Origin of the sequence: Mesorhizobium sp. AR07 (assembly GCF_024746815.1) — a bacterium.
Classification (GTDB): Bacteria; Pseudomonadota; Alphaproteobacteria; order Rhizobiales; family Rhizobiaceae; genus Mesorhizobium.
In genome coordinates this window covers 3263598-3288867 of sequence record NZ_CP080525.1, presented here as the reverse complement: position 1 = coordinate 3288867, position 25270 = coordinate 3263598, and the positions used below count along the sequence as shown (strand labels likewise).

The window sequence follows — 25270 nt, the reverse complement described above, 5'->3', positions numbered from 1 at the left end:
ATCACCGGGCATCGAGGAGGTTGTTTGTCACTTTTCAGCTACATAATCCGCCGCATCCTGCAGATGGTACCCACCGTGGTCTTCATCCTGATCGTGACTTTTGTCCTGATCCGGATGTTGCCCGGCGACCCTGCCAGCGCCATGCTTGGTGACCGTGGGCTCGATGCGGATGTCGCCCGCATCAACGCCGAACTGGGTATCGATAAGCCCATCCCGATCCAGTTCCTCTATTTCGTGAGCCGCGTTTTCCAAGGCGATCTCGGCACATCGATTACCCTGAAGCTGCCGGTGTTGGAGTTGATCCTGCAGCGCCTGCCGGTGACATTGATGCTGACCGCGATGGCGGCTGTGATCGCTCTCCTGCTTGCCGTGCCGCTGGCGTTTGTTGCCGCGCTCAAGCGCGAGCGCGCGCCCGACACGATCATCCGCGGGGCGTTTCAGGTTGGCCTGTCGATGCCCGTCTTCTATATCGGCATCTTGCTGCTCACTCTTTTCGGCGCGACGCTGAAATGGTTTCCGGTCGGCGGTTATGGCGAGACATTTGGCGACAAGATTTATCATCTATTTCTGCCGGCCTTGACGCTGGCGTTGAGCTTCGCCGCCGTGCTGATGCGCAATCTGCGCGCCGCGATCATTGGCGTCATCAACGCCGAGTATGTCGACTTTGCCCGATCCAAGGGCCTGCGTTCTTATGTCATCCTGTTCCGGCATGTCCTGCGCAACGCGATGATCTCGATGGTCACGCTCTTCGGCTTGCAGATCGGGACGCTGCTGGGTGGCGCTGTCATCACCGAAACGGTGTTTGCCGTTCCGGGTGCCGGCCGGCTGATGATCGACAGCATCTACGGTCGTGACTATCCCATGCTGCAGGGACTGACGATCGCACTTGCCATCCTCGTCTCACTGACCTTCCTTTTGACCGATATCGTCCAGGCGTGGCTGGACCCGAGGGTGGCCCGATGAGCCTAGCCGTCACCGAAAGCGCTGTGCCAAAGTCGCGGTTCAGGCTCAGCGCTACGCCCCGGACATTGATTGTCGGCGGCGTCATCCTTGCGTTCAGTCTGATGCTGGCGTTCATCCCGTCCTTGTTTGCACCCTACGCCCCCGAGGCGTTCGACTATAATGCGCTGCTTCAGGGACCGAGCGCTGCGCATTTCTTCGGCACTGACAGTTTCGGCCGTGATGTCTTTTCGCGCGTCATTCATGCCTACACGATCGATTTACAGATCGCCGTTTTCGCAACGATCGCGCCCTTTATCATCGGGACCTTTGTCGGCGCTCTGGTCGGCTATGCCGGGGGCATTTCGGAAGCGATTTTCGGCCGCATCGTCGATGTGGTGGTAACCTTCCCGTTCCTCGTCCTGGTCATCGCCGTTGTCTCCGTGCTCGGGCCAGGCCTGATCAATATGTATATCGCGATTGGCGTTGTCGGCTGGGTGTTCTACGCCCGGCTTGTTGCCGGCGAGATCAAGGTGCAGCGGCGTCTCGATTATGCGGATGCCGGCCGTGCGATGGGGTATACGCCCATGCGCATCATCTTCCGCCATTTGTTGCCAAACGCCATCACGCCCGCAATCGTCTACTGGATGACCGATATGGCACTCGCCATTTTGCTGGGCTCCAGCCTCGGCTATCTCGGCCTGGGAGCACAGCCCCCGGCTTCCGAATGGGGCGTGCAAATTGCCGACGGCAAGAACTTCATGTCGACAGCTTGGTGGATTTCCGTTTTCCCCGGATCCGCGATCGTTCTGACAGGACTCGGCTTCAGCTTGGTGGGCGATGGCATCGCGGAACTCCTGAGAGTGCGTCGATGACCAGGGCAACGGATCAAACAATGAGCCTGAAGGTTCGCGGCCTGACCACAACCTTCGACACGCCACGCGGAACGGCGATTGCCACCGCCGACATCGACCTCGATATAGCGCCGGGCGAGGTACTGGGCCTCGTTGGTGAATCCGGGTCGGGCAAAAGCGTGACATTGCGCTCGATCATGAGGCTTATCCGCGAACCGGGGCGAGTGAGCGGGCGCGTCGAATGGGGCGGCCGCGATCTTCTTGCGCTGCCGGATGAAGAACTCCGCCGCATTCGCGGCAGGGAGATCGCTATGATTTTCCAGGAGCCGATGACGGCGCTCAACCCAGTGCTGCAGGTCGGCCTGCAGATCGAGGAAAACCTGATCGCTCACACTAGCCTCAATCGCCGCGAACGGCGGGCGAGGGCGCTGGAGCTGATGAACACTGTCGGCATTCCGGCGGCCGAGCGTCGGCTTCAGGAGTATCCGCATCAGTTTTCGGGTGGCATGCGCCAGCGCGCCATGATCGCCATTGCGCTCGCCTGTTCGCCGAAGCTGCTCTTGGCAGATGAGCCAACGACAGCGCTCGACGTCACCATCCAGGACCAGATCCTGAAGCTTCTGCTGCAACTGCGCGACCAATTGTCGATGAGTGTCGTGCTCGTGACGCACGATCTCGGTGTGGTCGCCGCCACCTGCGACCGCATGGCGGTGATGTATGCCGGGCGGATCGTCGAAACCGGCACGGTGGCCAATGTTTTCGCGCAGCCGCACCACCCCTATACGCGTGGCCTGCTCGGGTCGGTTCCGCGTGGCCATGCCGTGCGCTCCATGCTTGCCTCGATCGACGGCACGCCGCCGAGCCTCACCGCACTTCCCACTGGCTGCGCCTTTCATCCGCGATGCAGCCTTGCCACGGATCATTGTCGGACCGCGCGGCCGCCGCTGGTATCGGTCAGTGAAGGCCGGATGTCGGCCTGCTTCCGCCAGCGTGATGTGGCAGCCATGGAGGGGATCCTATGAACGCCGCGCGCCCAAACGCCGCGATCCCGATCCTGTCGGTCGAGGGCGTGGTCAAGCACTTTCTCTTGCCGTCTTCGCTGATATCGCGGCTTGCGGGCCAGCCACGGCCGATGGTGCATGCGCTGAACACGGTGACGCTCGATGTTTATCGTGGCGAAACGCTGGGCGTCGTCGGCGAATCGGGCTGCGGCAAGTCCACGCTCGCGCGCTGTCTTGTGCGCCTGTCCGACCTTGATGCCGGCGTTATCCGCTTCGAAGGCCGGGATATCGCGCAGTTGAAGCCGGCGGAGCGTCGAGGCTTCAATCGCCGCGTGCAGATGATCTTCCAGGACCCTTACAGCTCACTGAACCCGCGCATGACGGTGAGCCAAATCCTGGGTGAGGCGCTGAGCGTCCACCGCATGCGACCCAAGGCGGAGATATCGGGACGCATCGCGGAACTGCTCGAACTGGTTCGGCTGCCGCAGGATGCTGCCGCCCGCTATCCGCACGAATTTTCAGGCGGTCAGCGCCAGCGTATCGGCATTGCCCGGGCGCTGGCGGTGGAGCCGGATGTCATCGTCGCCGACGAACTGGTCTCGGCGCTCGATGTCTCCGTGCAGGCGCAGGTGGTCAATCTCTTGCTGCAGTTGCAGGAACAATTGCATTTGACGGTGATCTTTGTTGCCCATGATCTTCGCCTGGTGCGCCATATTTCGCACCGCGTGGTGGTGATGTATCTTGGGCAAGTCATGGAAATCAGCCCGTCTGAGGCGCTGTTCACCGCCCCGCGGCATCCCTATTCCAAGGCGCTTCTAGACGCGGCGCCGGAACTCGACCCAGCGCGCCGAAGCAGCGCGATTGCGGCGCGCGGCGAATTGCCGAGCCCGCTGAACCTGCCGGTCGGCTGCCCCTTCGCCAGCCGTTGCCCGCATGCTTTCGACCGCTGTCACGGCGAACGGCCGGCGCTGACGCCGCGCGGCAACGGCCAATATGCGGCCTGTCATTTGACAGGGTTCGGCGCACCGGACCCCACCATCCAATCATAAAGGCATCCTATGAGCTTTGCTCTGTTCGAAACGGAAATCGCGAAGGTCAATGACATCTTCTGCGCGGTGAATCTGCTGGTTTGGGATTCCCGCACGATGATGCCGCAAGGCGGCGTCGAAGCGCGCGGCAAGCAGATTGCAACGCTGATGGGGCTTGCTCGCGACATCGCCACCAGCGACAAGATGCTGCGCGCGATCGAGGATACCCGCAGCGAACTCAAGGGCGTACGCGTCGGCGATGTCCGCCACCTCATGGTGGAACAGGCGGCTGCGTCGATCGGCACCTTGTCGCGTATTCCGGCGCATCTGGTCGCATGTGCTGCGGAGCTGAAGACCCGCGGGCATGCGGCCTGGGCAAGGGCACGCGCCACCAACGATTTTGCGGCTTTCGCGCCGCTTCTTGAACACACGATGGAGATTCAGCGCCAGATCGCCGGCGCCATCGGCTACGACGACCATCCCTATGACGCGCTGGTGGGGACCTACGAGCCGGGCATGCGCTGGTCGACGTTGCGCGATCTATATGGAGACTTGCGGAAGGCACTGATCCCGCTTCTTGCCGAGGCAAGGCAGGCGCGTGTTCGCAACGAAATATTGGAGCGCGCCTATCCCGTCGAAACGCAGCGGGCTTTTTCCAGCGTTATGGCCGCGCGCTTCGGCTACGATTTCGATCGCGGCCGCCTGGATAACACCGTACATCCCTTCGAGATTTCCTTAACGCGCTCGGACGTTCGCATCACCGGCCGTTTCCGGGAAACATGGTTGCCGGCCGGTCTTTTCGCCATCTGGCATGAAGCCGGCCACGGCATCTATGAGCAGGGTGTTGCCGAGCGTTTCTCGCGCACCGTTTTCACGACTGATTTCGTCAATCTCTATGCCGTGGGCGGCACCAGCTTCGGCATGCATGAGTCGCAGTCGCGGCTATGGGAGAACCGTGTCGGCCGCTCGCGCCGCTTCTGGGAACTGCATTTCGATGAACTGAAAGAGCATTTTTCGCAGCAGCTTTCAGACGTATCGGTGGATGATTTCTGGCGTGCGATCAACGCCGCTCGGCCGAGCCTCATTCGGGTGGAAGCCGATGAACTGACCTATGACCTCCACATCATGGTGCGCTCCGAAATCGAGGCCGGCCTGATAGCAGATGAGATGCGCGTGGCCGATCTGCCCGCGATCTGGCGCGATAAGGTCAAATCCTATCTCGGCCTCGACGTGCCGAACGATACGCTGGGCGTTCTACAGGATGTGCACTGGTCGTCCGGCATGGTGGGGTCGTTCCCCACCTATACGCTCGGCAACATCATGTCGTCGCAACTCTTCGCCGCCGCCCGCAAGGAAGCGTCGATCGAAGAGGGCCTCGAAAAGGGCGACTACATGCCGTTGAAATCCTGGCTGAACGACAAGGTCCATCAGCATGGCCGGTCGAAGACCCCAAGCGAAATCCTCGTGGCAGCGACAGGAACCGATCTGTCGACGCAAAGCTATATCGCTGACCTTACGCGTAAAGTCGCCGAATTGACGGTTTAGACTATGGCTACCAGGTTGTCTGAGATGTTTCTGGTTGAAGTTACTTTTGATTTACCTGATATAACGTCCGCCGACGATGGTTACCTGTCGAAAGACAAAGAGACAGACCTGTTCCGCACCAGAGATGACGGGCATTTGTCATTAATGCGGCCCGTCGAAGCGGGCCCCATCTGCTGTTCGCGGGAGCTCAACCGCCGCTCAGCGGCGCGCGATCAGCAAGCAGAGCTGACGCAGGTCGCGATCGTAGAAGGCCGAGTTACCCAGTACGTCGGCGCAACGCTTCTTCATCCGCACCAGCTGGCCGCTCGACATGTCGCCTACGACACTCGGCAGGTTCGGGTGGGCAGCGGTACCCGGAGTTCCCGGCGTACCAGGCGTGAGATAGCAATGTTCAAGATACGCAGTAAACTGCTGGAGTTCGTCGAGCGTTTGGAGACCCACAAATCGCTTCAAAGCCTGGCCGACGGCTTTGCGGGAGCTATGCTCGCTCGCCATGGGCCTCCCCTGGCGACGGCGGGACAGGAGTCACAATGGACGCAAGAGTAAGTGCAGCCGGCATTCCCACCGATCCCTATGCTGATGAGCCTCTGAGATGCGCGATCGACCAGAACACCTCGTCGGTGCCTCCCGCCGAACAGTTCGATTTCTTCCGGACCTGGTACGCCGGGGTTGCCGAAATGCAGCTTCTTCGTGCCGAACAGTCCCTGTTCCCGGCCCGTCATCAGGTATGGCAATTGGGGGATCTGGCACTCGGCACAATCAAGTTTCCCGGTTTCGGCTACGACATTCGATGGGAGCATCGGAAGCGGCCGCTGCTGGATCATTGGGTCCTGTCCGTGCCGTTTTCACGATCCCGTGGCGGCAAGATGGCCCTTGGAAAGCCTCGCCTGAGGTGCCTGGCACTGCCCGATGTCGCGGTGACCCATGATGACCTGTTCATCAGGCTCTTTCTGCCGCGCACGTGGCCGGCGACCCGCTCGTCAAAAATCGAAGCAAGCGACGCGACGTTGACCTTCCTGGCCCACTACGCGATCCTGCTCTACCGCTCTCTCCCTAATCTGAGGGAAGGAGATCTGCCGCACATCGTCACGGCGACCGCCAATCTCTTCGCCGCGGCACTGATGCCCTCAAAGGATCATCTCGCAGCCGCGCAAGGACCCGTGGACGCCGTTACCACCGCGCGTATCGCCAAAACCATTGTGGAAAGATTGACCGACCCCGATTTGACGCCCGCCAAGCTCTGCCGTGCGGCCGGCATCTCACGGTCGCGTCTCTATCGGATTTTCGAGCCGGCGGGCGGAGTGGCCAATTATGTGCGCCGCAAGCGACTGCTCAAGACACGCGATGCCCTGGCCAACAGTTCGGACAGGCGAACGATCTCCAGCATTGCCGAGGCGTGGGGCTTCGCCGATCCTTCCACCTATAGCCGGATGTTCAAATTGGAGTTCGGCGTGTCTCCCAAGGAGGCGCGCGAACTCGGATGGCAAGGCGTCAAGCACTCCACCTGGCTGAGCATCGATCAGCCGATCGATGGTGTCGGCACCCTGGGCACCCTTCTCATCAACAATTCCCTGGGGTTGTCACTTTCTTCCAAGCGATGAGTTGCCTCATGCAGGACAAGGCACGAGTTATCAGCGCAAGCGCCAAGATTGGAACCACAGAGCCTCTGAGATGCGTCGTCGACATCGACACCTCGTCGGCGCCGCCCGCTGAACAGTTCGACCTTTATCGAAGCTGGCACTCCAGCATTGCCGACATCGAATTGCTTCGAGACAAGTTCGGTTCGTTCGCCGCGCGCGAGCGGGTGTGGCAGCTGGGCGGCCTCGTGCTGGCCTGCATCGAATATCCCGGAACCGGCTATCATCGCCGCTGGAGCAGCAAGAAGAATCCGGTCTTCGATCATTGGCTTCTATGCGTGCCGCAGACAATCCCTTCAGACGGCGGGCAGCCCCGGATAGGACCCTTGCGCTGGCAGTGCCTGGCGATGCCGCATCAGGGTCAGGGCGAGGATGATGGCGTGATTTGCCTGTTCCTTCCGCGAGACTTCGCGTTCTCGCAGCCCTTCACGCTGGACATCCGCCAGGAGATGGCGGCGTTCGTCGCGGATTACATCCTGCTGCTTTATCATTCGCTTCCAAACCGCACGGAGAACGATGTTCCGTATATTGCGGCAGCGACCACCAGCCTGCTCGCCGCGTGCATCTCCCCATCCCGGGATCACTTTTTCGAGGCCCAGGAACCGATCGATGCCGTCATCATGGCCCGCGCGAACAGGCTCATTGCCGCCAGGCTTGCCGATCGCGACCTGACGCCGGAAAGGCTCTGCCAGGAACTCAGCATCTCACGCTCCCGCCTTTATCGGATTTTCGAACCGGCTGGAGGCGTGTCACACTACATCCGGCGTCAACGATTGCTGAAGACAAGGGATGTTCTGGGTGACAGCACGGACGGACGCCCGATCTCCAGCATCGCGGAGGAATGGGGCTTTGTAGACCCTTCGACGTACAGCCGAACATTCAGGAGAGAGTTTGGAATCTCCCCCAAAGAGGCACGCGAAGCCGGCTGGCCGGGCATCAAGCATCCGCCCTTGGCTGAGCGGCCTGGCGACAACAGACCTTCATTAAGCAGCCTTCTGGCCAGCAACTATCTGCTTGGCCGCCAACTGTAGAGCAAGTAGTTGGTGAATTCGGCTGACGTGACCTGATCGAGGATAGGAGATTCATTTGGTAAATTCTTTAAACAGACGATCCGTGATTGTTGGAGGGGTATCATTTCTGGCGCTATTTGGTCGCGCGGAAGCCTCCCAGAAGAGTTGGTATATCGGGAGGATCCCAGACAAGCCGTTTGACGTTCCTCTCGTCGACAAGGCACATATTCCCCAGCAGTTCCGTCGGCAAATGGTGCCTTATTTGGGCAAGGAACCTTCCGGAACAATCCTTATCAATAAGCAAGAGCGCTTCCTGTATTATGTCGAAGATGCCGGCAGGGCGATCCGCTTTGGGATTGCAGTCGGTCGGGACGGACAGAGGTGGAGTGGAGAGGCGATAGTCGGACGAAGAGCCAAATGGCCAACCTGGACTCCTACCGCCAACATGCGACGCCGTAATCCGAGCTTACCGCAGCGCGTCCCCGGAGGCCCAAACAATCCTCTCGGAGCACGGGCGCTGTATCTGTATCGCAATGGCCAGGATACGCTTTACCGCATTCATGGGACCAATGAGCCGTGGACTATTGGCAAAGCCGCATCGTCCGGTTGCATCCGGATGTTGAACGAGCACATTTTTGAACTCTACGGGACAGTACGCAACGGCGCCCGCGTTATCGTTCTCTAGCGCTTACCCGAGTGGCGACTTGGAATGCACAAGGAGCTTACGCGTACCCGGAATTCCGAAGACTACGCCCACGTCGCCGCCATGCCTCGGCCGGTGTTCGTGGTTCGATTGCATTTGGCCGCAGCAAAAAGATCCCTTGGCACAAAGCCGGCGGTTAAAACGTTGCAACAGAACAGAGCCAATGACGCCGCCAGCCGGCGATGCAGTGCGCGATCGAACTGAATAGTCTTTGCATATCAATTTTCCTTACAGGGAGATGAGATGCTCAACCGCCGGCGCATGCGGACGGCACAGCTCGGCCAACGCCCCACGACAGGCGTCCCTGTATGATGGTGAGCGTCCATTGGCCGTTCGAATAGATCGTTCCCTCTGGGCCCATTGAGGGCAGATCAACCTCGGCCGCGTCGTTGACGGATACCGAAGCGCGATCACCGAGGAGACGCACTGCCAGACGCGTGCCGTCCTGGCATGTGTAGTTGCTGACGGGATAGGGATTGCCCGCCCCAATCGACGCGCCAGACGCGGAATGCTTGAAGCTAGCAATCATTAAGACGCCAATTGCCGCGATTGACAGGTTTCTCAGCACAATAGTCCTCCCGAACTGGCGCATCAGCGTAATGAAACAGAGAACCATGTTTTCTCCAGAGGACCTGCGGGACATTGCTCAGGGCGAGTCGATCTTTTCGGCGTCCTTCGGTGATTTGCCGTGAACCAGTACCATATCGGGGTGCTTATCCCGCATCTGGTCGGGATTCCACCAGATCTGGCCATCCGTTTCGGACCAAAGTTCGTCGCATTGGCCAGACTGCCGGCCAATATGGCGTAGACATTCCGTGGGATGTCATCCGTGCGAACATGTGTGAACTGATCGGCAAAGCCCGTTCATTCATGCACCTTCTCGGAAATACCCTTTGAACAGGCGGGACGCTTCCGGCTGGCTGACGCCAATGGCCTCGCCGGCCTTTGCCTGGGTCGGTTTGTGCTCCGGTACCAGCTTGCACTAAGCCGTTGCAACCAATCCAATCGGGTTCGCCGCAACCAGCGAACCCGGAGCACGCTCAGAATGGCGAGATGCACTGCCGGCGCGGGCCATTGTTAGGCTGCCAGCTATTGTCCGAAACCCGATAGGAGCGGTAGCGCTGCGAGCACCAGTTCACATGGTTATTCCAGGCGCTGTGATTGTGCTGGCGGGCAGCCGAGACCGCCATACCGCCGAGCAGCATCCCGCCAATCACGCCCGCCGCGACGGCGCCACTATTGTTCCTCGAATGACGGTAATGACGGTGGGGACGGGAGGGCCGATGATGGGGAGGCCTGTGGTGCGGTGGCCGTGCTCCGTGTCCCGGTCTATGGCGGGGAGGCCTCCTTAGATCGACGTTCGTAACCGTATCGGAAACTGACGGCCTCAGCGCTCCGACCGGCATTGCCCATGTGGGTGCTGCCATGCTTGCGATGAGCGCGGCGATGATGATGCGCTTCATATGCCTCTCCGTTAACTGTGTCCGCCGCCGTCCAACCTGTCGCCGCGGATGAGGTCAAATCGAAGTAATCTTAAGCCAGCACTTCGTCGTTTTGGAATATGCTGTGAATCCCAAACGTGGGTTGCGCGTTTATTTCTTGCGCTGCCTCTCCGTCAACTGTGTCCATCGCTGTAGTCTAGCATAGGGGATGTATGGCAGCGATCTATCACAAGACCTTGAATCCGTACGGCGCTTCCTCGATGCTCCGCGAAGGGTCGCCCGACCCCTCTCCCCATCGAGACGAAAATTACCCGTTGGACAGCGCCCTCATCCCACGAAAAATCACAGTCTAGAGCGGCTTTCTGGCGTCCTCGGGGAATGACGACAAAGGCGAGCCTGATGCTTTGCGCGCCGCTTTCAAATGCGCCGCCATACAATCAATGTAAAGATAACTTGTGATGAAATTTGACCTGAAATCGCCGTCGCACGATCCTCGAATCAATGTAGCGTAAACACCAAATAAATCGGATGGTATATGCAACTCTTTTGGTTTAGATTCTCGGGACATCGAACGACCTGTTTTCGATATCTCGTAATTCAGTGCTACGTTTTTCTTCAAGTTACAATTTTGCAACCTTTCTTCGAAGGAAGGACGATGGCGGATCGCCTGCGATCCTGCCGACGTTGAAGCGGCGGGTGGGAGGATCTGCCTGGCAGCGATCGAATCTTGAATTTCGGTCGCGCGCTTCGCGATAATCGTCACAGGCATGGGGACAGGTGGTCCCGTGACCATGCCGGCACTGTCTGCACCATGATCCGCAGGAAGAAGGCGACGAAACGCATCACAGCTTCATCGCTATCCGACAGCCACTCCGTCGTGTCGGAAAGTGGATAGAGATTGGCTGGCCCTCAGGAGATTCTGGTGATGCGGCGTCGTTGCCGCCGCAGGACCGCCGCTAATCCGCGGATGCCGGGAGCCGGTTTTCGGCCGAAATGCAGGAGAGCAGAATGGTGTTCGATCAGCCTCTATAAGCGCAGCCGCCATGCCGCTCCCGCCCACGTGCCCGGAGCGAGCGCCGGCATCATCCTGACTACACAACGCTCGACTCCCGAGGCTGGAAGTCGGTGGGAGCCGAAACGCCCCCCGACAGATGGCTGGAAGCGCGAGAGGCGGTGGTCGCGTAGCCTGCTCAAACCGTCCGAACGGGCAAATGCCGAATACGTCCGATCGGCATTACGCGAACTGCTGCCGATGGCCTACGGCTCAAATCAAAAATTGCTAAACTATTTCATGGAGATGGCCTATATCGAGGTTAGCGACATGCTTCGAGATGATCACGCCTTTCAGAAAGAAATCGGGCTCGGGGCAGGCTGAGGTAGCCGTCATGGACGGCAGAGAAACACCCAGGGGCTTTTCCAGCCACGCGGGGGAAGGTCTCGTAAGCCATTTCCAATGACGGCACGCATGGCCGATTGAAGCCGCTTGTCGACATCACGAGAGCACTCAGTATGGCCGACGGTAGCGGTTTTCTCGTAACCTATTGATCTTATTGACAAAATTGTAGCGGGAGAGCGCTACCGCCTTTCCCCACACTCATCGAACTACCAGTTCCGGCTTCGCTGCTGCGGCTCGGCACTTGTCCCGACGGCGCCACTGTCGCCGTGCCAAGCACTGCTTCGGGCTCCGCCATATCTATGAGTTCGACATGCAGCGCCGCATCTGGAGGGAGCGCTATCCGCTCCCGATAGAAGGCGCTGACGGACAATTTGATGTCCGCTGCGTAGGCGACGGGCGCCGCCAGAAGGCAGATGGCGGTAATGATGGCTGGTGACAACTTCAGATTCAGTATGATACGACGTCTACGCACAAGGGATAGCATGCGGCAGTACGTTGGTCCTTATCCACGTGGATGACCTCAAGGTTCTGGAAGTCGATTTCATTCTTTCGAGTGCGGGAGTGATGTCGCCAAGCATTGAGTGGAATACGATAACCGACCTGCATAGCAGATATGGAAATGAAAAATCGGAAAACCATGGTTGCGTGCTTTTTGCCGACGCAATTGGACCTGGCACGCGAAGCACAGTGATCGGAGCTGGCGCTGGGGCCCTTCTCGGAGCAGTAGCGGAAGCGCATCGACGCCACCAAACTCACGCTACTGTCGTTTCTAGCGTTGAGACGGCACGATCTATACGGCTCGATGCCAAGAATAGACAAGGAGCGGAAAGCCGATCGGGGACTGCGAGGAAAATGTGACCCAGCAGAACGTATCTACAGTATCCAAGAGACCTTTTTTGAGCGCATTGATATTGGGGCTTGTATTGGTCTTTGGTGGTTTTATTGTACTCGGCGACGTCGTACTCGCAACTGTAATAAGTGCTGTAATTATCGGTATTTGTATAATTGTCTCTGGTGTCTTTGAAATATTATATTCGATTTGGGCAGAAGGGTGGCGTGGGTTCATATGGCATACATTGCTTTACATCGTTTTTGGATACCTATTGGTTAGTCAGCCTGCGGTTGGTGCGTTGATACTCACCCGAATTATCGGCTAATGGTGTCGGGAGCGGCAAGAGCGATCCTTTGTATTCGTCAGGTAGCCACCGGTATATGGATGGTTTTTATATCGGGTTTGTTTGGGTTTGTCGCCGGGGTCTTGATTCTCGTTGGTTGGCCGGAATCGGGCCTTTGGGTAATTGGTACGTTCCTAGGAATAGACTTAATATTGCATGGCATTGGGTGGATTGTCGCCGCCTTTAAATTGCCCCCAGTTGCCTTACGCGTCGATGACTAGCCAGCCGCTTGGCCGCGTCACCCGACAGCGGGTGATCTGATCGATGGCGACCTCTCGCAATGCGAACTTATCACCGAAAGATAAAGTTACTGCTTTGTCGCGGCGATCAGGAGGGAAGTTACTTGTTTACCTGCACTACGCTGACAGACGACGTCCACAAAATCGGCTGCCTTTGTCACAAACCAGAGTTTCACGTCATAACACGCCGGATCAATACTGATCTGTCGCGTCGCGGTTTCGTGGCTGGCATGGGCGCCTCCGTCGCGGCATTTGCTACGCTCGGCCTCTCGGCCGCTGCCCGTGCACGCCCAAGATTATATCCTTTCTGGGGCCGCTTTCTGGTTCAAGGCCTTGGCTTTCATTTGGATGGAGATCGAAATGGCTGTAGATTCGCTGTTGGTCAACAAGTTGACCGCCATTGTCTTTATAGTTCTCGGGTTTCTCGTTTTCGCATCCGGCTATCGGCATGAGTCGCCGTCTGGCTTGATCGGTGGATGCCTTGTGCTGGCCATTGGAATTATTCTTTTGATTCGGAAGATCGTCCGCAAAAACAAGTCGAATTCCTCTGATTGATCACAGATCTAAATGTGGTCGCCGGTGCTGAGATATCTGTTAAAAACCCTGAGGCCGTGGTGCAAACGGTGTTCGGCAGCGTTCCGATTCTCGCCGAACGCCGTTTGGAGCCTGACGATTTTCAAAATGTCTCTAATGGAGACTGACCGAACCCTTGCGATGCTACTTGGCATCATCGCCGCAATTTCGGTCGCGGCTGGGCTCTATTTTTCCACCATCATTGTTGCACCAATCGCCGGCGCGTTATTCATTATCGCGATCGTTTGGCCGATGCAGAGGCGGCTCCAGCAGCAACAGCCGCAACTTGCGGCCCTAGCCATCGTAGTCATGCTGATAGTGGTCGTTTTCGCCGGCGTAGCTAAGGATGTGAGGCGCCGCAGGCAGGATTTTATTTCAAAGAACGCCCTCTACCTGGTCACACTATGCCTCCTCCTGTCAGTGGGCAGTCCATTCGCGCAAGAAATGCCTCATCCCAAACAACCGATCAGGGTCGGGCTCTATGTGAGTCCGCCATTTGTCATTCAGGAGAAAGGCCATTTCACCGGGATGGCGGTCGAGCTTTGGGAGGTGCTAGCAGAGGCGCAAGGCCTTCAGACCAAATACCAAACGTTCCCGACGGTCCGTGCGCTGATCGACGCTGCTGCGAACGGCGACATCGATGTCGCCGTCACCAACCTCACCATTACGCAAGGTCGGGCGCAACGGATCGATTTCACCTATCCATGGTTCGACGCTGGACTGAGGATAATGGTCAACGAACATCAGGGCACGGGGTTTCTAGAGGTCATAACAGGATTGAGGGATTCAGGATTCCTTCGCGCCTATGCATGGATTGCCCTTGTCGTCGCAGCAGCGACCATACTGCTAACCCTCTTCGACCGAAGGTTTGACCCCAACTTTCCGCGCCGATGGCGTGACGGCGTAGCGGAAAGCTTCTTCTCGGTCATGTCGATTGCCGCAGGCAAATCATCCAGCCGGAGGAATATTTTCGGGTGGGTTGGGCGGATATGGCAGGGATTGTGGCTCGTATGCGGGATTGCCGTACTGGCATTTGTTACCTCCTCCGTGGCGACAGTGATGACCACGCTCTCGCTGACGAACCAAATCAACAGCCTTTCTGATCTTCCTGGTAAGGCTGTAGGGGTCTTCACCGGGAGTGTGTCGGAGGAGTTTGCCCATGGTTCCCGGTTGGACTTGCATTCATTCCCGGACATTGATGAAGCCGTGGCGGCTTTGCTCAACGGCAACATCGCTGCGATCATCGGCGATGCCCCGGTGCTGGAATATTACGCCCACAGACACCCCGAACGAAGGGTCGATGTCATCGGAGACGTCTTCGAGCCGGACAAATACGGCTTCGGACTTCCTCTTAACAGTCCCGTTACAAGGCGGCTGACCGTTGAACTCATAGGCGCTCATGAGCGCGGTCTCGTGGAGCAGTTGCACACCAAATACTTTGGCAAGTCACCATAAGCGGGGGCGTTCCGAGGGAAATCGTCGCGGGAGTGGGAAAAGCAGCGGTGAAGGATTTCGCGTCGCCGGGACCGTTCCGGAGAAGGGCTGTTCGCCTGAAGGTGAGCGTGTTGATTTCCACTAGGAACTGACCCGGCGTTTCCACCGAGATTTGACCCGCCTTTTATGTATGTTTCGGGTCTGGTGTGGTGGTCAAGTTCCTGTTTTTCTCCCTCGCGTTTTTCGGTTCATGAGCTGAGCTATTCTTGAAGCGGAAGCTGTCGTTTCCGGTTTCGAGGATGTGGCAATGATGCGTCAGTCGGTCGAGCAGCGCTGTCGTCATCTTGGCATCGCCGAAGACGCTGGCCCATTCGCTGAAGCTGAGGTTGGTGGTGATGATGACGCTTGTGCGCTCGTAGAGCTTGCTCAGCAGATGGAAGAGCAATGCGCCACCTGATGCACTGAACGGCAGGTATCCGAGCTCATCGAGAATGACGAGATCGGAATGGACAAGCCGGTTGGCGATCTGTCCTGAGCGACCCTGTGCCTTCTCCTGCTCGAGCGCATTGACCAGCTCGACCGTGGAGAAGAAACGAACCCGCTTGTGATGATGCTCGATCGCCTGGATACCCAAGGCGGTCGCAACGTGGGTTTTTCCAGTGCCGGGTCCGCCGACCAGAACGATGTTGTTGGCTTCGTCGAGGAAGGCGCAACGGTGGAGTTGGCGAACCAGAGCCTCGTTGATCTCGCTACTAGAGAAGTCGAATCCGTTCAGATCACGATAGGCTGGAAAGCGTGCGGTCTTGAGCTGATAGACTGTCGATCGGACCTCGCGTTCTGCCGTCTCGGCCTTGAGGAGTTGCGACAGGATGGGAATGGCGGCTTCGAACGCCGGCGATCCCTGTTCGGTGAGTTCACCGACAGCCTGCGCCATTCCGTGCATCTTCAAGCTTCGCAACATGATGACGATTGCGCCGCTGGCAGGATTATGGCGCATGGCGCACCTCCGAGGTCTTCCTCAAGGCATCGTAGCGTTCGACATTGGCCTTCGGCTCGTTGGTAAGCGTCAAGGCCTGTGGCGCGTCGATCGGCGGCGGCGTGGAGGACTTTCCGTCGACCAGGCGATGCAGCAGGTTCAGCACATGGGTCTTGGTCGGAACGCCGGATTTTAACGCCATGTCGACGGCCGACAGCACGGCCTGTTCGTCGTGCTGAAGCACGAGCGCCAGGATATCGACCATCTCACGGTCGCCACCCGGCTTTTTGAGCAGTTGCTGCTGCAGCATTCTGAAGGCTTCGGGAAGCTCGGTGAACGGTGCGCCATTGCGAAGAGCACCGGGCTTGCGCTGCACGACCGCCAGATAGTGCCGCCAGTCGTAGACTGTCTGTCCCGGCCGATCATGCGATCGGTCGATGATGCGTCGGTGCTCGCAGATGATCAGACCTTCCGCGGCGACAACGACACGGTCCGGATAGACCCGAAGACTCACCGGCCGATTGGCAAAGGATGCCGGAACGCTGTAGCGGTTGCGTTCCAGATGCACGAGGCAGGTCGGGGTAACCCGCTTGGTATATTCGACAAAGCCGTCGAACGGTCGGGACGTCGGCATGAGAGCCTGCACTTCCTCAGCCCAGATATCGGCGATGGTGCCGCGCATTTTGCCATGTGGGGTCTGCGCCCAGAACTCTTGGCATCGAAGCTCCAGCCAGTCATTCAGGGCTTCCAGCGAAGGAAAGCGTGGCACCGGCTGCCACAGTCGATGGCGAGCATCCTGAACATTCTTCTCGACCTGGCCCTTCTCCCAGCCAGACGCTGGATTGCAAAACTCGGGCTCGAACAGGTAGTGGCTGGCCATGGCCATGAAGCGGACATTGACGTCGCGATCCTTGCCACGCCCGACCTTGTCGATGGCGGTCTTCATGTTGTCGTAGATGCCGCGCCCAGGCACGCCACCTAAGACGCGGAAAGCATGGTCGTGGGCGTCGAACAGCATCTCATGCGTCTGCAGAAGGTAAGCTCGAACGGTGAAGGCCCGGCTGTAACTGAGCTTCGTGTGGGCCACCTGTAGCTTGGTGCGTTCATTGCCGATGATCGCCCAGTCTTCCGACCAGTCGAACTGGAAAGCCTCACCCGGATCGAAGGCTAGTGGAACGAAAGTCCCACGCCCCGAAGTCTGTAATTCTCTCTGCAGATCCGCCTTCCACTCCCGAGCAAAAGCAGCAACACGACCATAGGACCCCTCATAGCCGAGGCTCACAAGATCGGCATGCAACTGCTTCATCGTGCGTTTCTGCTTGCGGTTCTTTTTGGCTTCCGTCTTCAGCCAGGCTGACAATCGGTCGGCAAAAGGATCAAGCTTGCTAGGCCGCTCGGGAACCATGAACTTCGGCTCCACGCCGCCCAGGCGAAGGTATTTGCGAATGGTATTCCGAGACAGGCCGGTCCTGCGGCAAATCTCCCGGATCGATAAATGCTCTCGAAAATGCCAGCGTCGGATCACGCTCAATAACGCCATGTCGATCACTCCGTAGCCCCCGCTGAAAAACGCGGGGCAAGGTTCAAACATGGGTCAATTCTCGATGGAAATATCCGGTGTTGCCGGGTCAGTTCCTAGTGGAAATCAACAGCCTGGCTGTCATCTTGCATCGTCTGCTTTCTGATCGCTGGCCCTGTTGGTCAGTGCGATATGGCAGCAGCCGGAGCCATGGCCCGGTGTCCAGGTAACGTTGTCGAAACGCACGCCCGTCGCCTCGAACAGGCCCCGGTCGAAGGCGCCGGCAATGCGGCACAGCGTGGCGAGTTTTTCGTCACTGAGCCCGGCCTCGACCCAGGCATCCTTCAGCGGGCAGCGTTTGACCTTGAAGGCGATACGATCGTCGCTGCGTTCGACATCGGTCGGGTACATGCGGCCGTCGTCCGGGCTGACCGCAAGGAAGGCTTCGCCGATCGCGCGCGCATCGTTGGGGCCGAAGCTGGCGAAGGCGGCAGCGGCCACTTCCTTGCCGCGCTGTTCGATGGCGCGGGTCATGATCGCCTCGGCCTTGTCGGCGCCCAGCTCTCCGGTCAGTTCGTCGAGGAACAGACGGTAGAGATCGGCGCGGTTGCGAAAGGCGGAATCGAGTTCGTGCGACAGCTTCTCGGCTCGGGCTTCGGGGTCGGTCATGATGCGTCCTTGTTTATTGTTTGACCATGATCTTGTCCGAAAACCGGGTTCCACTTTTCGCTGACGCGGTCCTTCGGTTCGGGATCATGGTCCAGTTCTGACGAGTCTCGGTGCGGCCGCCACCAATGCCTTGCCGATGGCCGATTGCGGGGCGTCGATGACGGCACGGGCATCGCCGCTCTCGGCGATCCGTCCCGCGTCGAGAAGGACGACGCGATGGGCGAGCGCGCGGACGACGCCGAGATCATGTGAAATGAAGAGATAGGCGATCCGCTCCTCGCGTTGCAGGTCGAGCAGCAGTTCGAGGATTTGTCCGCGAACCGAAACGTCGAGTGCCGAGACCGCCTCATCAAGCACGATCAATGACGGCTTCGTCGCTATGGCGCGGGCGATGGCGACGCGCTGGCGCTGGCCGCCGGAGATCTCATGGATGGCGCGCGGGGCGAGATCGGCCGTCAGTCCGACGCGCTCCAGCAAGGCGGCGATGCGGCGCGGGCGCTCAGTGCGCGAGGCGATGCCATGGATGCGCAAGGGATCGTCAAGCACACGCGCCACCGTGGCGCGCGGGTTGAGGGCGGCAAGCGGGTCCTGGAACACCATCTGCAAGCGCGCGCGGCGCGCTCGAAGTGCCGCGCCACTCAAAGCCAGGAAATCATTGCCTTCGAAGTCGATGCGGCCAGCGTCCGGCTCGACCAGCCGCAGCACCAGCCGCGCGATCGTCGATTTGCCGCTGCCGGAAGGCCCGGCCAGCGCCAGCGTTTCGCCGGGCTCGATATGGAAGGAGACGTCGTCGACGGCGGCGATGGACTTGCCGCCGCGACGGTAGCGTTTGGTGAGGTTGGAAACCGTGAGCAGCCTCATGCGTAGAGTCCAGCTCGGCTGAACAGCGGCGCGGCGTCGAGGCCGATATGGGCGTCGAGCAGCGCGCGCGTATAGGCCTGGACAGGTGCATCGATAATCTGGGCGGTCGCGCCAAGCTCAACCAACTGGCCATGGCGAAACACAGCGATGCGTTCGGCGAGTTCGGCCGCCAGCGCGATGTCGTGGCTGATGAACAGCAGCGTCATCCCGTCCTCGGCCACCAGCCGCCGGATCAAGGTGACGATCTCGGCCTGCACGATGGTGTCGAGCGCGCTCGTTGCCTCGTCGGCGATCAGCAATTTGGGGCCGGCCGCAATCGCGGCGGCAATCACCACACGCTGCTTCTGGCCGCCGGAGAGCTGGTGCGGGAAGGCGCGCAAGGCCGAGTCTGGATCGGGCAGGCGAACGCGTCCGAGCAAGGTTTTCGCCTGCGCGTAGGCGTGGGGCCATGTGAGGCCGAGATGGGTGTGGGCTACTTCCGCGATCTGTTTGCCGACGGTCATGACGGGGTCGAGGCTGGCGGAGGGATCCTGGAAGACAAAGCCGATGTCGCGGCCGCCGAGGGGGGCCCTGTCGAGAAGACGGGAAGGTTGACGTTCCTTCGCGCCCCCCTCTGTCCTGCCGGACATCTCCCCCTCAAGGGGGGAGATTGCGCCCTCATCTACGCTTTCGCCAATCACCAAGGCAGGACTGGAGCCAGCAGCAAAACTGCCAATCTCCCCCCTTGAGGGGGAGATGTCCGGCAGGACAGAGGGGGGTGCCTTGGCACCAGAGGATGGTAACGATGGTAGAAACCAGTCGATGCGCCCCCAAATCCTGGAAGACGCCGGCAACAGTCCGGCAATCGCCAATGCCAATGTGCTTTTGCCCGAACCGCTTTCGCCGATGATAGCGAGGCGTTCGCCCGCAATGACATCGAGGCTGACAGTCTTCAGCGCAGCCACCTCGCTGCCGTCGCGACGGTAAGTCACCGTCAGGTCGCGGATGGAAGCGAGCGCGGTCACGATAGGCCTCGTCTCACGGCTGTCGTCTCGACGATGCCTTCGCCGGCGAGATAGACGCCGAGCACGGTCAGTACCAGCGCTATGCCCGGGACGATCGACAGGAAGGGCGCGGTGCGCAGCACGGCGCGGCCTTCTGATATCATGCCGCCCCAGGTGACGCGATTGGGGTCGCCCAGGCCGAGGAAGGACAAGGCCGCCTCGGTGAGGATCGCGGCGGCGACGATCACCGACGACATCGCCAGCACGGGCGGCAAGGCGTTGGGCAGCACTTCTCGGAAGGCAATTGCCAGCGGATGCATGCCGATGACCCTGGCGCCGGCAACATAGTCACGCTCGCGAATGGAGAGGACTTCCGCGCGCGCGACACGCGCCGGGCCGGTCCAGGTGCCGAGCGCGATGGCAATCACGACGATACCGAGCGACGGTCCGACGACGCTGACGAAGGCCAGCGCCAGCAGGAAGCTCGGCACGGTCTGGAAGGCGTCGGTGATGCGCATCAGCGCCTCGTCGACGAGGCCGCCGGCAAAGCCGGCCAGCGTGCCAACCACTAAGCCGATGGCCAGCGCCGCCGCCGCCGCCACGAGCCCGACGGCCAGCGAGGTCCGCGCGCCATGGAACAGCTCGGCCAGGACGTCGCGACCGAGGCGATCGGTGCCGAGCGGCAGCGACCAGTCCTGAAGCGGTGGTAGCAGCGCTGGTCCGGCAATCGCTTGCGGGTCGCCGGGGAACAGCTGCGACGCCGACAGCGCCATGGCAATCAGCGCCGCCAGGAGGATGGCGCCGGCGACCGCCTCGGGCGTGCGCAGAAAGCGGCGGAGCGGGCTCATCCACCGGCCTCGCTGGCGCCGACGCGCGGATCCAGAAAGGCATAGGCGATGTCGACGATCAGGTTGATGACGATGACCAGCACGGCGCTGACGAGGATGATGCCGAGCAGCAATGGGGTATCCCGCGCGGCCACCGCTTCCTGCGCCAGCCGGCCGAGGCCGGGCACGGAAAAGACGCTCTCGATGACGACACTGCCGCCGAGCATCTGCGCCGATTGCAGCCCGAGCATGGTGACCAGCGGCAGCAGGGCATTGCGGGCGACGTGGGCAAGCACGATGCGGCGCCGCGACAATCCCCTGGCGCGAGCAGCCAAGACAAAATCCTGCCGCCAGACCTCAGCCATGCCGGCGCGCATCATGCGCAGATAGAGCGCCAGATAAATGAAGCCGAGGGCAGAAACCGGCAGCACGAGATGGACGGCGATGTCGGCGGCGCGGTCGAGGCCGGTCTTATCCGATGCCAGGGTCTCGATGCCGCCGATCGGCAGCCAGCGCAGGTCGACGGCAAAGACGACGATCAGCACCAGGCCGAGCCAGAAACCCGGTACCGCATAGAGCGCCAGCGAGCCGATCGACAGGAAGCGTTCGCGGAAACTACCCGGGCTGGCGCCGGCATAGATGCCGAGTGCCGAGCCCAGCCCGAAGGAGAGCGCGGTGGCGCTGACCATCAAGAGCAGCGTGTTGGGCAGCCGTTCGAGGATCACGTCGCGGATCGGTCGCGAGAACGTCACCGATTGGCCGAGATCGAGATGCAGCAGCGCCCAGAGATAATTGGCCAGCCGCGTCAGCTCCGACTGGTCGAGACCCCAGCGATGGCGCAACAGCTCGATCATGCCGGCGTCGCCGCCGGTCGAGACGATGTAAGCGTCGACCGCGTCGCCGGGGGCTGCTTCAAGCAGCAGGAAGGTGCCGATGACGACGATCAGCAGCACGAAGATGCTGCCGACCAGGCGACGGCGGAGGAGGGTGAGAGCGCGGGTCATGGCGGCGTTACCCTCCCCCTTGTGGGGAGGGTCGATCCGCGAAGCGGAGCGGGGTGGGGGTCTCTTTTAGGCCTGCGCCACAACCCCCACCCGCCGACCGGCTGCCGCTTCGCGGCAACCACTCGTCGACCCTCCCCACAAGGGGGAGGGTGAAGCCGCCGGCATTGCCCAGCAGGACAGAGGTGGGGCGCGAAGGAACTCTCATTGCCGATGATGAGCATTCGCCCAAACGATGCGCAAGCATCCCGTGTGGATCTTGCTAGCCCGCCAAATACGTGTCCGCCCAGTTCGACACCGCCCAGCGCGGGTTGTTGGCGATGTTGCCGACCGTGTCGCGCGCGACGCTGATGAAGCTCCATTCGGCGACGTTGATCAGCGGCAGATCAGCCGCCACCTGTTTCTGGAATTCCTTGTAGAGATCGGTGCGGGCGCTGGTGTCGAGCGTCTCGGATGCCTTGGCGATGAGCGCATCGAGCGCGTCGTTCTTGTAGCCGCCCTGGTTGGAGAACGGCACGCCGTCGGGAATGCCGCTCTGTACCAGGATGGTGGTCGAGATCGCCGGATCGCCACGGAACACCGGCGGGCCGACCGCGAGATCGAAGGCGTGGTCGGTGTAGACGGCCTTGATGTGCGCGGCCGAGTCGTTGTTGACCAGCTGGGCGTCGATGCCGATGGCGGCGAGCGCCTGGCGCAGATAGTCGCCGAACTGCTTGGTCTCGTTGAAATAGGGCGCCGGCAAAAGTTTCAGCGAGAAGCGGTTGCCATCGGCACCTTTCTTGTAACCGGCTTCGTCGAGCAGCGTGTTGGCCTTGGCGATGTCGAAGGCATAGGTCGGCACATCAGCGGTGTAGAATTGCGGGTCGTTCTTCGGCACCGGGCCGGTGGCGGTGGCGGCATAGCCGAGGAACACCGTCTTGACGACGAAATCCCTGTCGATGGCATGCGCGATCGCCTGGCGCACTTTCACGTCAGCCAGTTCCTTGCGGCGATGGTTGATCTCGACGACGAGCTGATAGGTGAGCCCCTCATAGCCCTTGGAGATCACTTTCAGGCCCGGTACCTTGGAGATGCGGTCGAGATCGGCCAGCGGCACGGCGGAAAAGGCGGCGAGCTGGATCTCCTCGGCTTCGAGCGCACTCGCGGCCGACGTGCGGTCTGGCAGCACCTGATAGACGATCTCGTCGAGATAGGGCTCGTCCTTGCCCCAGTAATCCGCGTTCTTCGTCAGCCGGTAATATTGGCCGGCCTTGTATTCGGCGAACTTGAACGGCCCGGTGCCGATGGGCGCGTTGTTGGCCGGGTTGTCCTCGATCTTGCCGACCTCGTAGATGTGCTTTGGCACCACGCTGCTCAGCGCCGGCAGCGCGTTGCGGATCAGCTGGAACGGGGTCGGCTTGGCGAATTTGAACACGGCGGTGAGTTCGTCCGGGGTGTCGACGGCGGCGAGATCCTTGAACACGGTGCGGCCGAGATTCTGCAGCGGCTTCCAGATCTGCAGCGCCGAGAAGGCGACGTCTGCCGAGGTGAACGGCTTGCCGTCATGCCACTTGACGCCGTCGCGCAGTTTGAACGTCGCGGAAAGCCCGTCGGCTGCGCCTTCCCAGCTCACGGCCAATCGCGGCGCAAGCCCGTCCTTGCCGTCGAAGGAAGCTTCGGCCAGCGTTTCGACGATCTTGCTGGAGATGAAGAAGACGCCGTTGGAGGCAACGATCGCCGGGTTGAGGTTGCGTGGTTCGGAATCGGCGGCAAGCACCAGCCGGCCGCCTTTCTTCGGCGTCTGCGCCCAGCCTGATATCGGCATGGCGGTGGAAGCCAGCAGCATTGCCGAGCCGGCAAGCATCGTGCGTCTGGAAATCGTGAAACCTGACATGATCGAACTCCGTCCTCTCCGCGACCCGGCCGGGTGCGCCAGTACCCCTCGAACGCTGGCGAGCCAGCCAGCATTCTTGCGGTGGCGATTATGAGCCTTGCCGAGGGTTTCGCCAGAGACGGAATTGGCGCATCCTCGCTTGGCTTTGAAATTTTCGTCCGCTGGACCAGTTTGGAGGAGGCGGTTCAATTCAATCTATCTGGTCGGACCAGATTTGAGTGAACGCTGCGCAATAACGGGATAGTGAGATTGAAACACACCGTTTCGCCTATTTCTGGCTGGACCAGAGTGAGCAAAATGGTGCAGATTTAATCCACAGCCAAGGGATCGGAGCAGAATAGCCGGCGATCCCAGCAATCCAGGGAGAGAGAGATGAACATTGCTCCGGGCAAGAATGCCGCCAGCAATATCCCGTTCGACCAGGCCAGGGTCGATCGGCTGATGGAGGAGGCCGGCATCGACGTGCTGCTGGCGACTTCCAAGCACAACACGCAATATCTGCTTGGCGGCTACAAATTTATCTTCTTTGCCGCCATGGATGCGATCGGCCACAGTCGCTATCTGCCTGTCGTCATCTATGAGAAGGGCGGGCCCGACCACGCCGCCTATATCGGCAACCGCATGGAAGGCGGCGAGCATCAGAACCACCCGTTCTGGACACCGACGCTGCACGCCGCCTGCTGGGGCACGCTCGACGCTGCCAATCTCGCGGTCGAACATCTGCGTAAGATCGGCAAGGCCGATGCACGCATCGGCATCGAGCCCGGGTTTTTGCCGTCGGACGCCTACACGCTGATCCGCAAGGCGCTGCCGGACGCCAAACTGATCGATGCGACCGCCATGCTGGAGAGCATGCGCGCCATCAAGACCGACGCCGAACTGGAAAAGCTGCGCACGGCCTCCGAACTGATCACCGATTCCATGCTGGCGACCATCGGCTGGGCGGGCGAAGGCACGACCAAGAGCGAGATGATCGAGCAGCTTCGGCGCGAGGAGACCAATCGCGGCGCGCATTTCGAATATTGCCTGCTGACGCTGGGTTCCAGCCACAACCGCGCCGCCTCGCCGCAGGCGTGGAAGAAGGGCGAGGTGATGTCGATCGATTCCGGCGGCAATTATCACGGCTATATCGGCGACCTCTGCCGCATGGGCATTCTCGGCGAACCGGATGCCGAACTGGAGGATCTGCTGGCCGAGGTCGAGACGGTGCAGCAGGCGGCTTTCTCGAAGGTCAGGGCGGGTACGCTGGGCGGCGATATGATTTCCCATGCGGAGGGTGTGCTGAAGGCGTCGAAGGTCGCGCCCTACACGGATTTCTTCGCCCATGGCATGGGGCTGATCACGCACGAAGCGCCGTTCCTGATGACCAATCATCCGGTCACCTATGAAGGCACCTATGCGGCGAAGCCTTTGGGGAAGAACATGGTGCTGTCGGTCGAGACGACCATGCTTCACCCGACGCGCGGCTTCATCAAGCTGGAGGATACGCTGGCGGTGACTGATACAGGTTATGGGATGTTCGGCGACCGGGGTCGGGGTTGGAACCGGGGTGGTGCTTCATAAGTCAGACGGTAGGCGCTGCCCC

The 25270-nt window shown here is 60.2% G+C and carries 27 protein-coding genes and 1 pseudogene; 14 read left to right on the top strand and 14 right to left on the bottom strand.

What is annotated here, in order from left to right; genetic code table 11:
- Window positions 1-24: 24 nt before the first annotated feature.
- The 5 genes from BPNPMPFG_RS16695 to BPNPMPFG_RS16675 all read left to right on the top strand — a co-directional run bounded on the left by BPNPMPFG_RS16695 (window position 25) and on the right by BPNPMPFG_RS16675 (window position 5367).
- On the top strand, window positions 25-963 hold the full coding sequence (locus BPNPMPFG_RS16695) for an ABC transporter permease (protein WP_258596604.1): 939 nt from the start codon (window positions 25-27) through the stop codon (window positions 961-963).
- 65 nt (window positions 964-1028) lie between these two features.
- Complete coding sequence (locus BPNPMPFG_RS16690) at window positions 1029-1814, top strand: ABC transporter permease (protein WP_495885006.1); 786 nt, start codon at window positions 1029-1031, stop codon at window positions 1812-1814.
- 20 nt (window positions 1815-1834) lie between these two features.
- Window positions 1835-2815, top strand: a complete 981-nt coding sequence (locus BPNPMPFG_RS16685; protein WP_258596603.1) for an ABC transporter ATP-binding protein — start codon at window positions 1835-1837, stop codon at window positions 2813-2815.
- Window positions 2812-3843 carry an ABC transporter ATP-binding protein gene (locus BPNPMPFG_RS16680; protein ID WP_258596602.1) on the top strand — a complete coding sequence of 344 codons (1032 nt, stop codon included), beginning with the start codon at window positions 2812-2814 and terminating at the stop codon, window positions 3841-3843. The genes BPNPMPFG_RS16685 and BPNPMPFG_RS16680 overlap by 4 nt, the downstream gene beginning before the upstream one ends.
- Before the next feature lie 9 nt (window positions 3844-3852).
- Window positions 3853-5367, top strand: coding sequence for a carboxypeptidase M32 (locus BPNPMPFG_RS16675; RefSeq protein WP_258596601.1), 1515 nt, complete (start codon window positions 3853-3855; stop codon window positions 5365-5367).
- Window positions 5368-5565: 198 nt separating this feature from the next.
- Here BPNPMPFG_RS16675 and BPNPMPFG_RS16670 read toward each other — a convergent pair whose 3' ends face one another.
- Complete coding sequence (locus BPNPMPFG_RS16670) at window positions 5566-5862, bottom strand: hypothetical protein (protein ID WP_258596600.1); 297 nt, start codon at window positions 5860-5862, stop codon at window positions 5566-5568.
- 35 nt (window positions 5863-5897) lie between these two features.
- On the opposite strand from BPNPMPFG_RS16670, the gene BPNPMPFG_RS16665 reads away from it, so the two are divergent.
- The 3 genes from BPNPMPFG_RS16665 to BPNPMPFG_RS16655 all read left to right on the top strand — a co-directional run bounded on the left by BPNPMPFG_RS16665 (window position 5898) and on the right by BPNPMPFG_RS16655 (window position 8699).
- Window positions 5898-6968, top strand: coding sequence for a helix-turn-helix domain-containing protein (locus tag BPNPMPFG_RS16665; RefSeq protein WP_258596599.1), 1071 nt, complete (start codon window positions 5898-5900; stop codon window positions 6966-6968).
- 8 nt (window positions 6969-6976) lie between these two features.
- Window positions 6977-8035: a helix-turn-helix domain-containing protein gene (locus BPNPMPFG_RS16660; RefSeq protein WP_258596598.1), complete on the top strand. Its 1059-nt coding sequence runs from the start codon at window positions 6977-6979 to the stop codon at window positions 8033-8035.
- Window positions 8036-8264: 229 nt separating this feature from the next.
- Complete coding sequence (locus BPNPMPFG_RS16655; protein ID WP_258596786.1) at window positions 8265-8699, top strand: L,D-transpeptidase; 435 nt, start codon at window positions 8265-8267, stop codon at window positions 8697-8699.
- A 265-nt stretch (window positions 8700-8964) separates the two neighbouring features.
- Here the strand turns inward: BPNPMPFG_RS16655 and BPNPMPFG_RS16650 are convergent, their stop codons facing one another.
- From BPNPMPFG_RS16650 to BPNPMPFG_RS16630, 4 genes and pseudogenes are all read right to left on the bottom strand, one after another.
- Window positions 8965-9333, bottom strand: a complete 369-nt coding sequence (locus tag BPNPMPFG_RS16650) for a hypothetical protein (protein WP_258596597.1) — start codon at window positions 9331-9333, stop codon at window positions 8965-8967.
- A gap of 53 nt (window positions 9334-9386) precedes the next feature.
- A pseudogene (locus BPNPMPFG_RS43180) lies at window positions 9387-9581 on the bottom strand (hypothetical protein); the annotation flags it as partial.
- Between the two features lie 176 nt (window positions 9582-9757).
- Window positions 9758-9907, bottom strand: coding sequence for a BA14K family protein (locus BPNPMPFG_RS16635; protein WP_258596785.1), 150 nt, complete (start codon window positions 9905-9907; stop codon window positions 9758-9760).
- Window positions 9908-10508: 601 nt separating this feature from the next.
- Entirely contained in the window at window positions 10509-10928 is a 420-nt protein-coding gene (locus BPNPMPFG_RS16630; RefSeq protein WP_258596596.1) for a hypothetical protein, read from the bottom strand.
- Window positions 10929-11081: 153 nt separating this feature from the next.
- On the opposite strand from BPNPMPFG_RS16630, the gene BPNPMPFG_RS16625 reads away from it, so the two are divergent.
- Window positions 11082-11534 (top strand): hypothetical protein, encoded by a 453-nt coding sequence (locus BPNPMPFG_RS16625; RefSeq protein WP_258596595.1) that lies wholly within the window; start codon window positions 11082-11084, stop codon window positions 11532-11534.
- Window positions 11535-11706: 172 nt separating this feature from the next.
- On the opposite strand, the gene BPNPMPFG_RS43175 is transcribed toward BPNPMPFG_RS16625, so the two are convergent.
- The gene (locus BPNPMPFG_RS43175; RefSeq protein ID WP_413776862.1) at window positions 11707-12039 is read right to left on the bottom strand and encodes a YbaY family lipoprotein; all 333 of its coding nucleotides are present in this window, start codon (window positions 12037-12039) and stop codon (window positions 11707-11709) included.
- 370 nt (window positions 12040-12409) lie between these two features.
- Here BPNPMPFG_RS43175 and BPNPMPFG_RS16620 point away from each other — a divergent pair, with 370 nt between their 5' ends.
- From BPNPMPFG_RS16620 to BPNPMPFG_RS16605, 4 genes are all read left to right on the top strand, one after another.
- A complete protein-coding gene (locus BPNPMPFG_RS16620; RefSeq protein WP_258596594.1) occupies window positions 12410-12712 on the top strand; it encodes a DUF308 domain-containing protein in 303 nt (100 codons plus the stop codon).
- 617 nt (window positions 12713-13329) lie between these two features.
- On the top strand, window positions 13330-13524 hold the full coding sequence (locus tag BPNPMPFG_RS16615) for a hypothetical protein (RefSeq protein WP_258596593.1): 195 nt from the start codon (window positions 13330-13332) through the stop codon (window positions 13522-13524).
- Window positions 13521-13670, top strand: a complete 150-nt coding sequence (locus BPNPMPFG_RS16610; RefSeq protein ID WP_258596592.1) for a hypothetical protein — start codon at window positions 13521-13523, stop codon at window positions 13668-13670. Before BPNPMPFG_RS16615 ends, BPNPMPFG_RS16610 begins: the two co-directional genes overlap by 4 nt.
- 13 nt (window positions 13671-13683) lie before the next feature.
- Window positions 13684-14997, top strand: coding sequence for a transporter substrate-binding domain-containing protein (locus tag BPNPMPFG_RS16605; protein ID WP_258596591.1), 1314 nt, complete (start codon window positions 13684-13686; stop codon window positions 14995-14997).
- Between the two features lie 163 nt (window positions 14998-15160).
- On the opposite strand, the gene istB is transcribed toward BPNPMPFG_RS16605, so the two are convergent.
- From istB to BPNPMPFG_RS16565, 8 genes are all read right to left on the bottom strand, one after another.
- Window positions 15161-15973, bottom strand: coding sequence for an IS21-like element helper ATPase IstB (gene istB / locus BPNPMPFG_RS16600; protein WP_258596590.1), 813 nt, complete (start codon window positions 15971-15973; stop codon window positions 15161-15163).
- Window positions 15963-17492 (bottom strand): IS21 family transposase, encoded by a 1530-nt coding sequence (gene istA, locus BPNPMPFG_RS16595; RefSeq protein WP_258595114.1) that lies wholly within the window; start codon window positions 17490-17492, stop codon window positions 15963-15965. The genes istB and istA overlap by 11 nt, the downstream gene beginning before the upstream one ends.
- Before the next feature lie 120 nt (window positions 17493-17612).
- On the bottom strand, window positions 17613-18140 hold the full coding sequence (locus BPNPMPFG_RS16590) for an L-2-amino-thiazoline-4-carboxylic acid hydrolase (RefSeq protein WP_258596589.1): 528 nt from the start codon (window positions 18138-18140) through the stop codon (window positions 17613-17615).
- Window positions 18141-18224: 84 nt separating this feature from the next.
- A complete protein-coding gene (locus BPNPMPFG_RS16585) occupies window positions 18225-19001 on the bottom strand; it encodes an ABC transporter ATP-binding protein (RefSeq protein WP_258596588.1) in 777 nt (258 codons plus the stop codon).
- Window positions 18998-20005, bottom strand: a complete 1008-nt coding sequence (locus BPNPMPFG_RS16580; protein WP_319945995.1) for an ABC transporter ATP-binding protein — start codon at window positions 20003-20005, stop codon at window positions 18998-19000. Before BPNPMPFG_RS16580 ends, BPNPMPFG_RS16585 begins: the two co-directional genes overlap by 4 nt.
- A complete protein-coding gene (locus BPNPMPFG_RS16575; protein WP_258596587.1) occupies window positions 20002-20832 on the bottom strand; it encodes an ABC transporter permease in 831 nt (276 codons plus the stop codon). The genes BPNPMPFG_RS16580 and BPNPMPFG_RS16575 overlap by 4 nt, the downstream gene beginning before the upstream one ends.
- Entirely contained in the window at window positions 20829-21815 is a 987-nt protein-coding gene (locus tag BPNPMPFG_RS16570) for an ABC transporter permease (RefSeq protein WP_258596586.1), read from the bottom strand. The genes BPNPMPFG_RS16575 and BPNPMPFG_RS16570 overlap by 4 nt, the downstream gene beginning before the upstream one ends.
- A gap of 259 nt (window positions 21816-22074) precedes the next feature.
- Entirely contained in the window at window positions 22075-23685 is a 1611-nt protein-coding gene (locus BPNPMPFG_RS16565; RefSeq protein ID WP_258596584.1) for an ABC transporter substrate-binding protein, read from the bottom strand.
- Between the two features lie 372 nt (window positions 23686-24057).
- On the opposite strand from BPNPMPFG_RS16565, the gene BPNPMPFG_RS16560 reads away from it, so the two are divergent.
- Window positions 24058-25248: a M24 family metallopeptidase gene (locus BPNPMPFG_RS16560; protein ID WP_258596583.1), complete on the top strand. Its 1191-nt coding sequence runs from the start codon at window positions 24058-24060 to the stop codon at window positions 25246-25248.
- The last annotated feature ends 22 nt before the right edge of the window (window positions 25249-25270 follow it).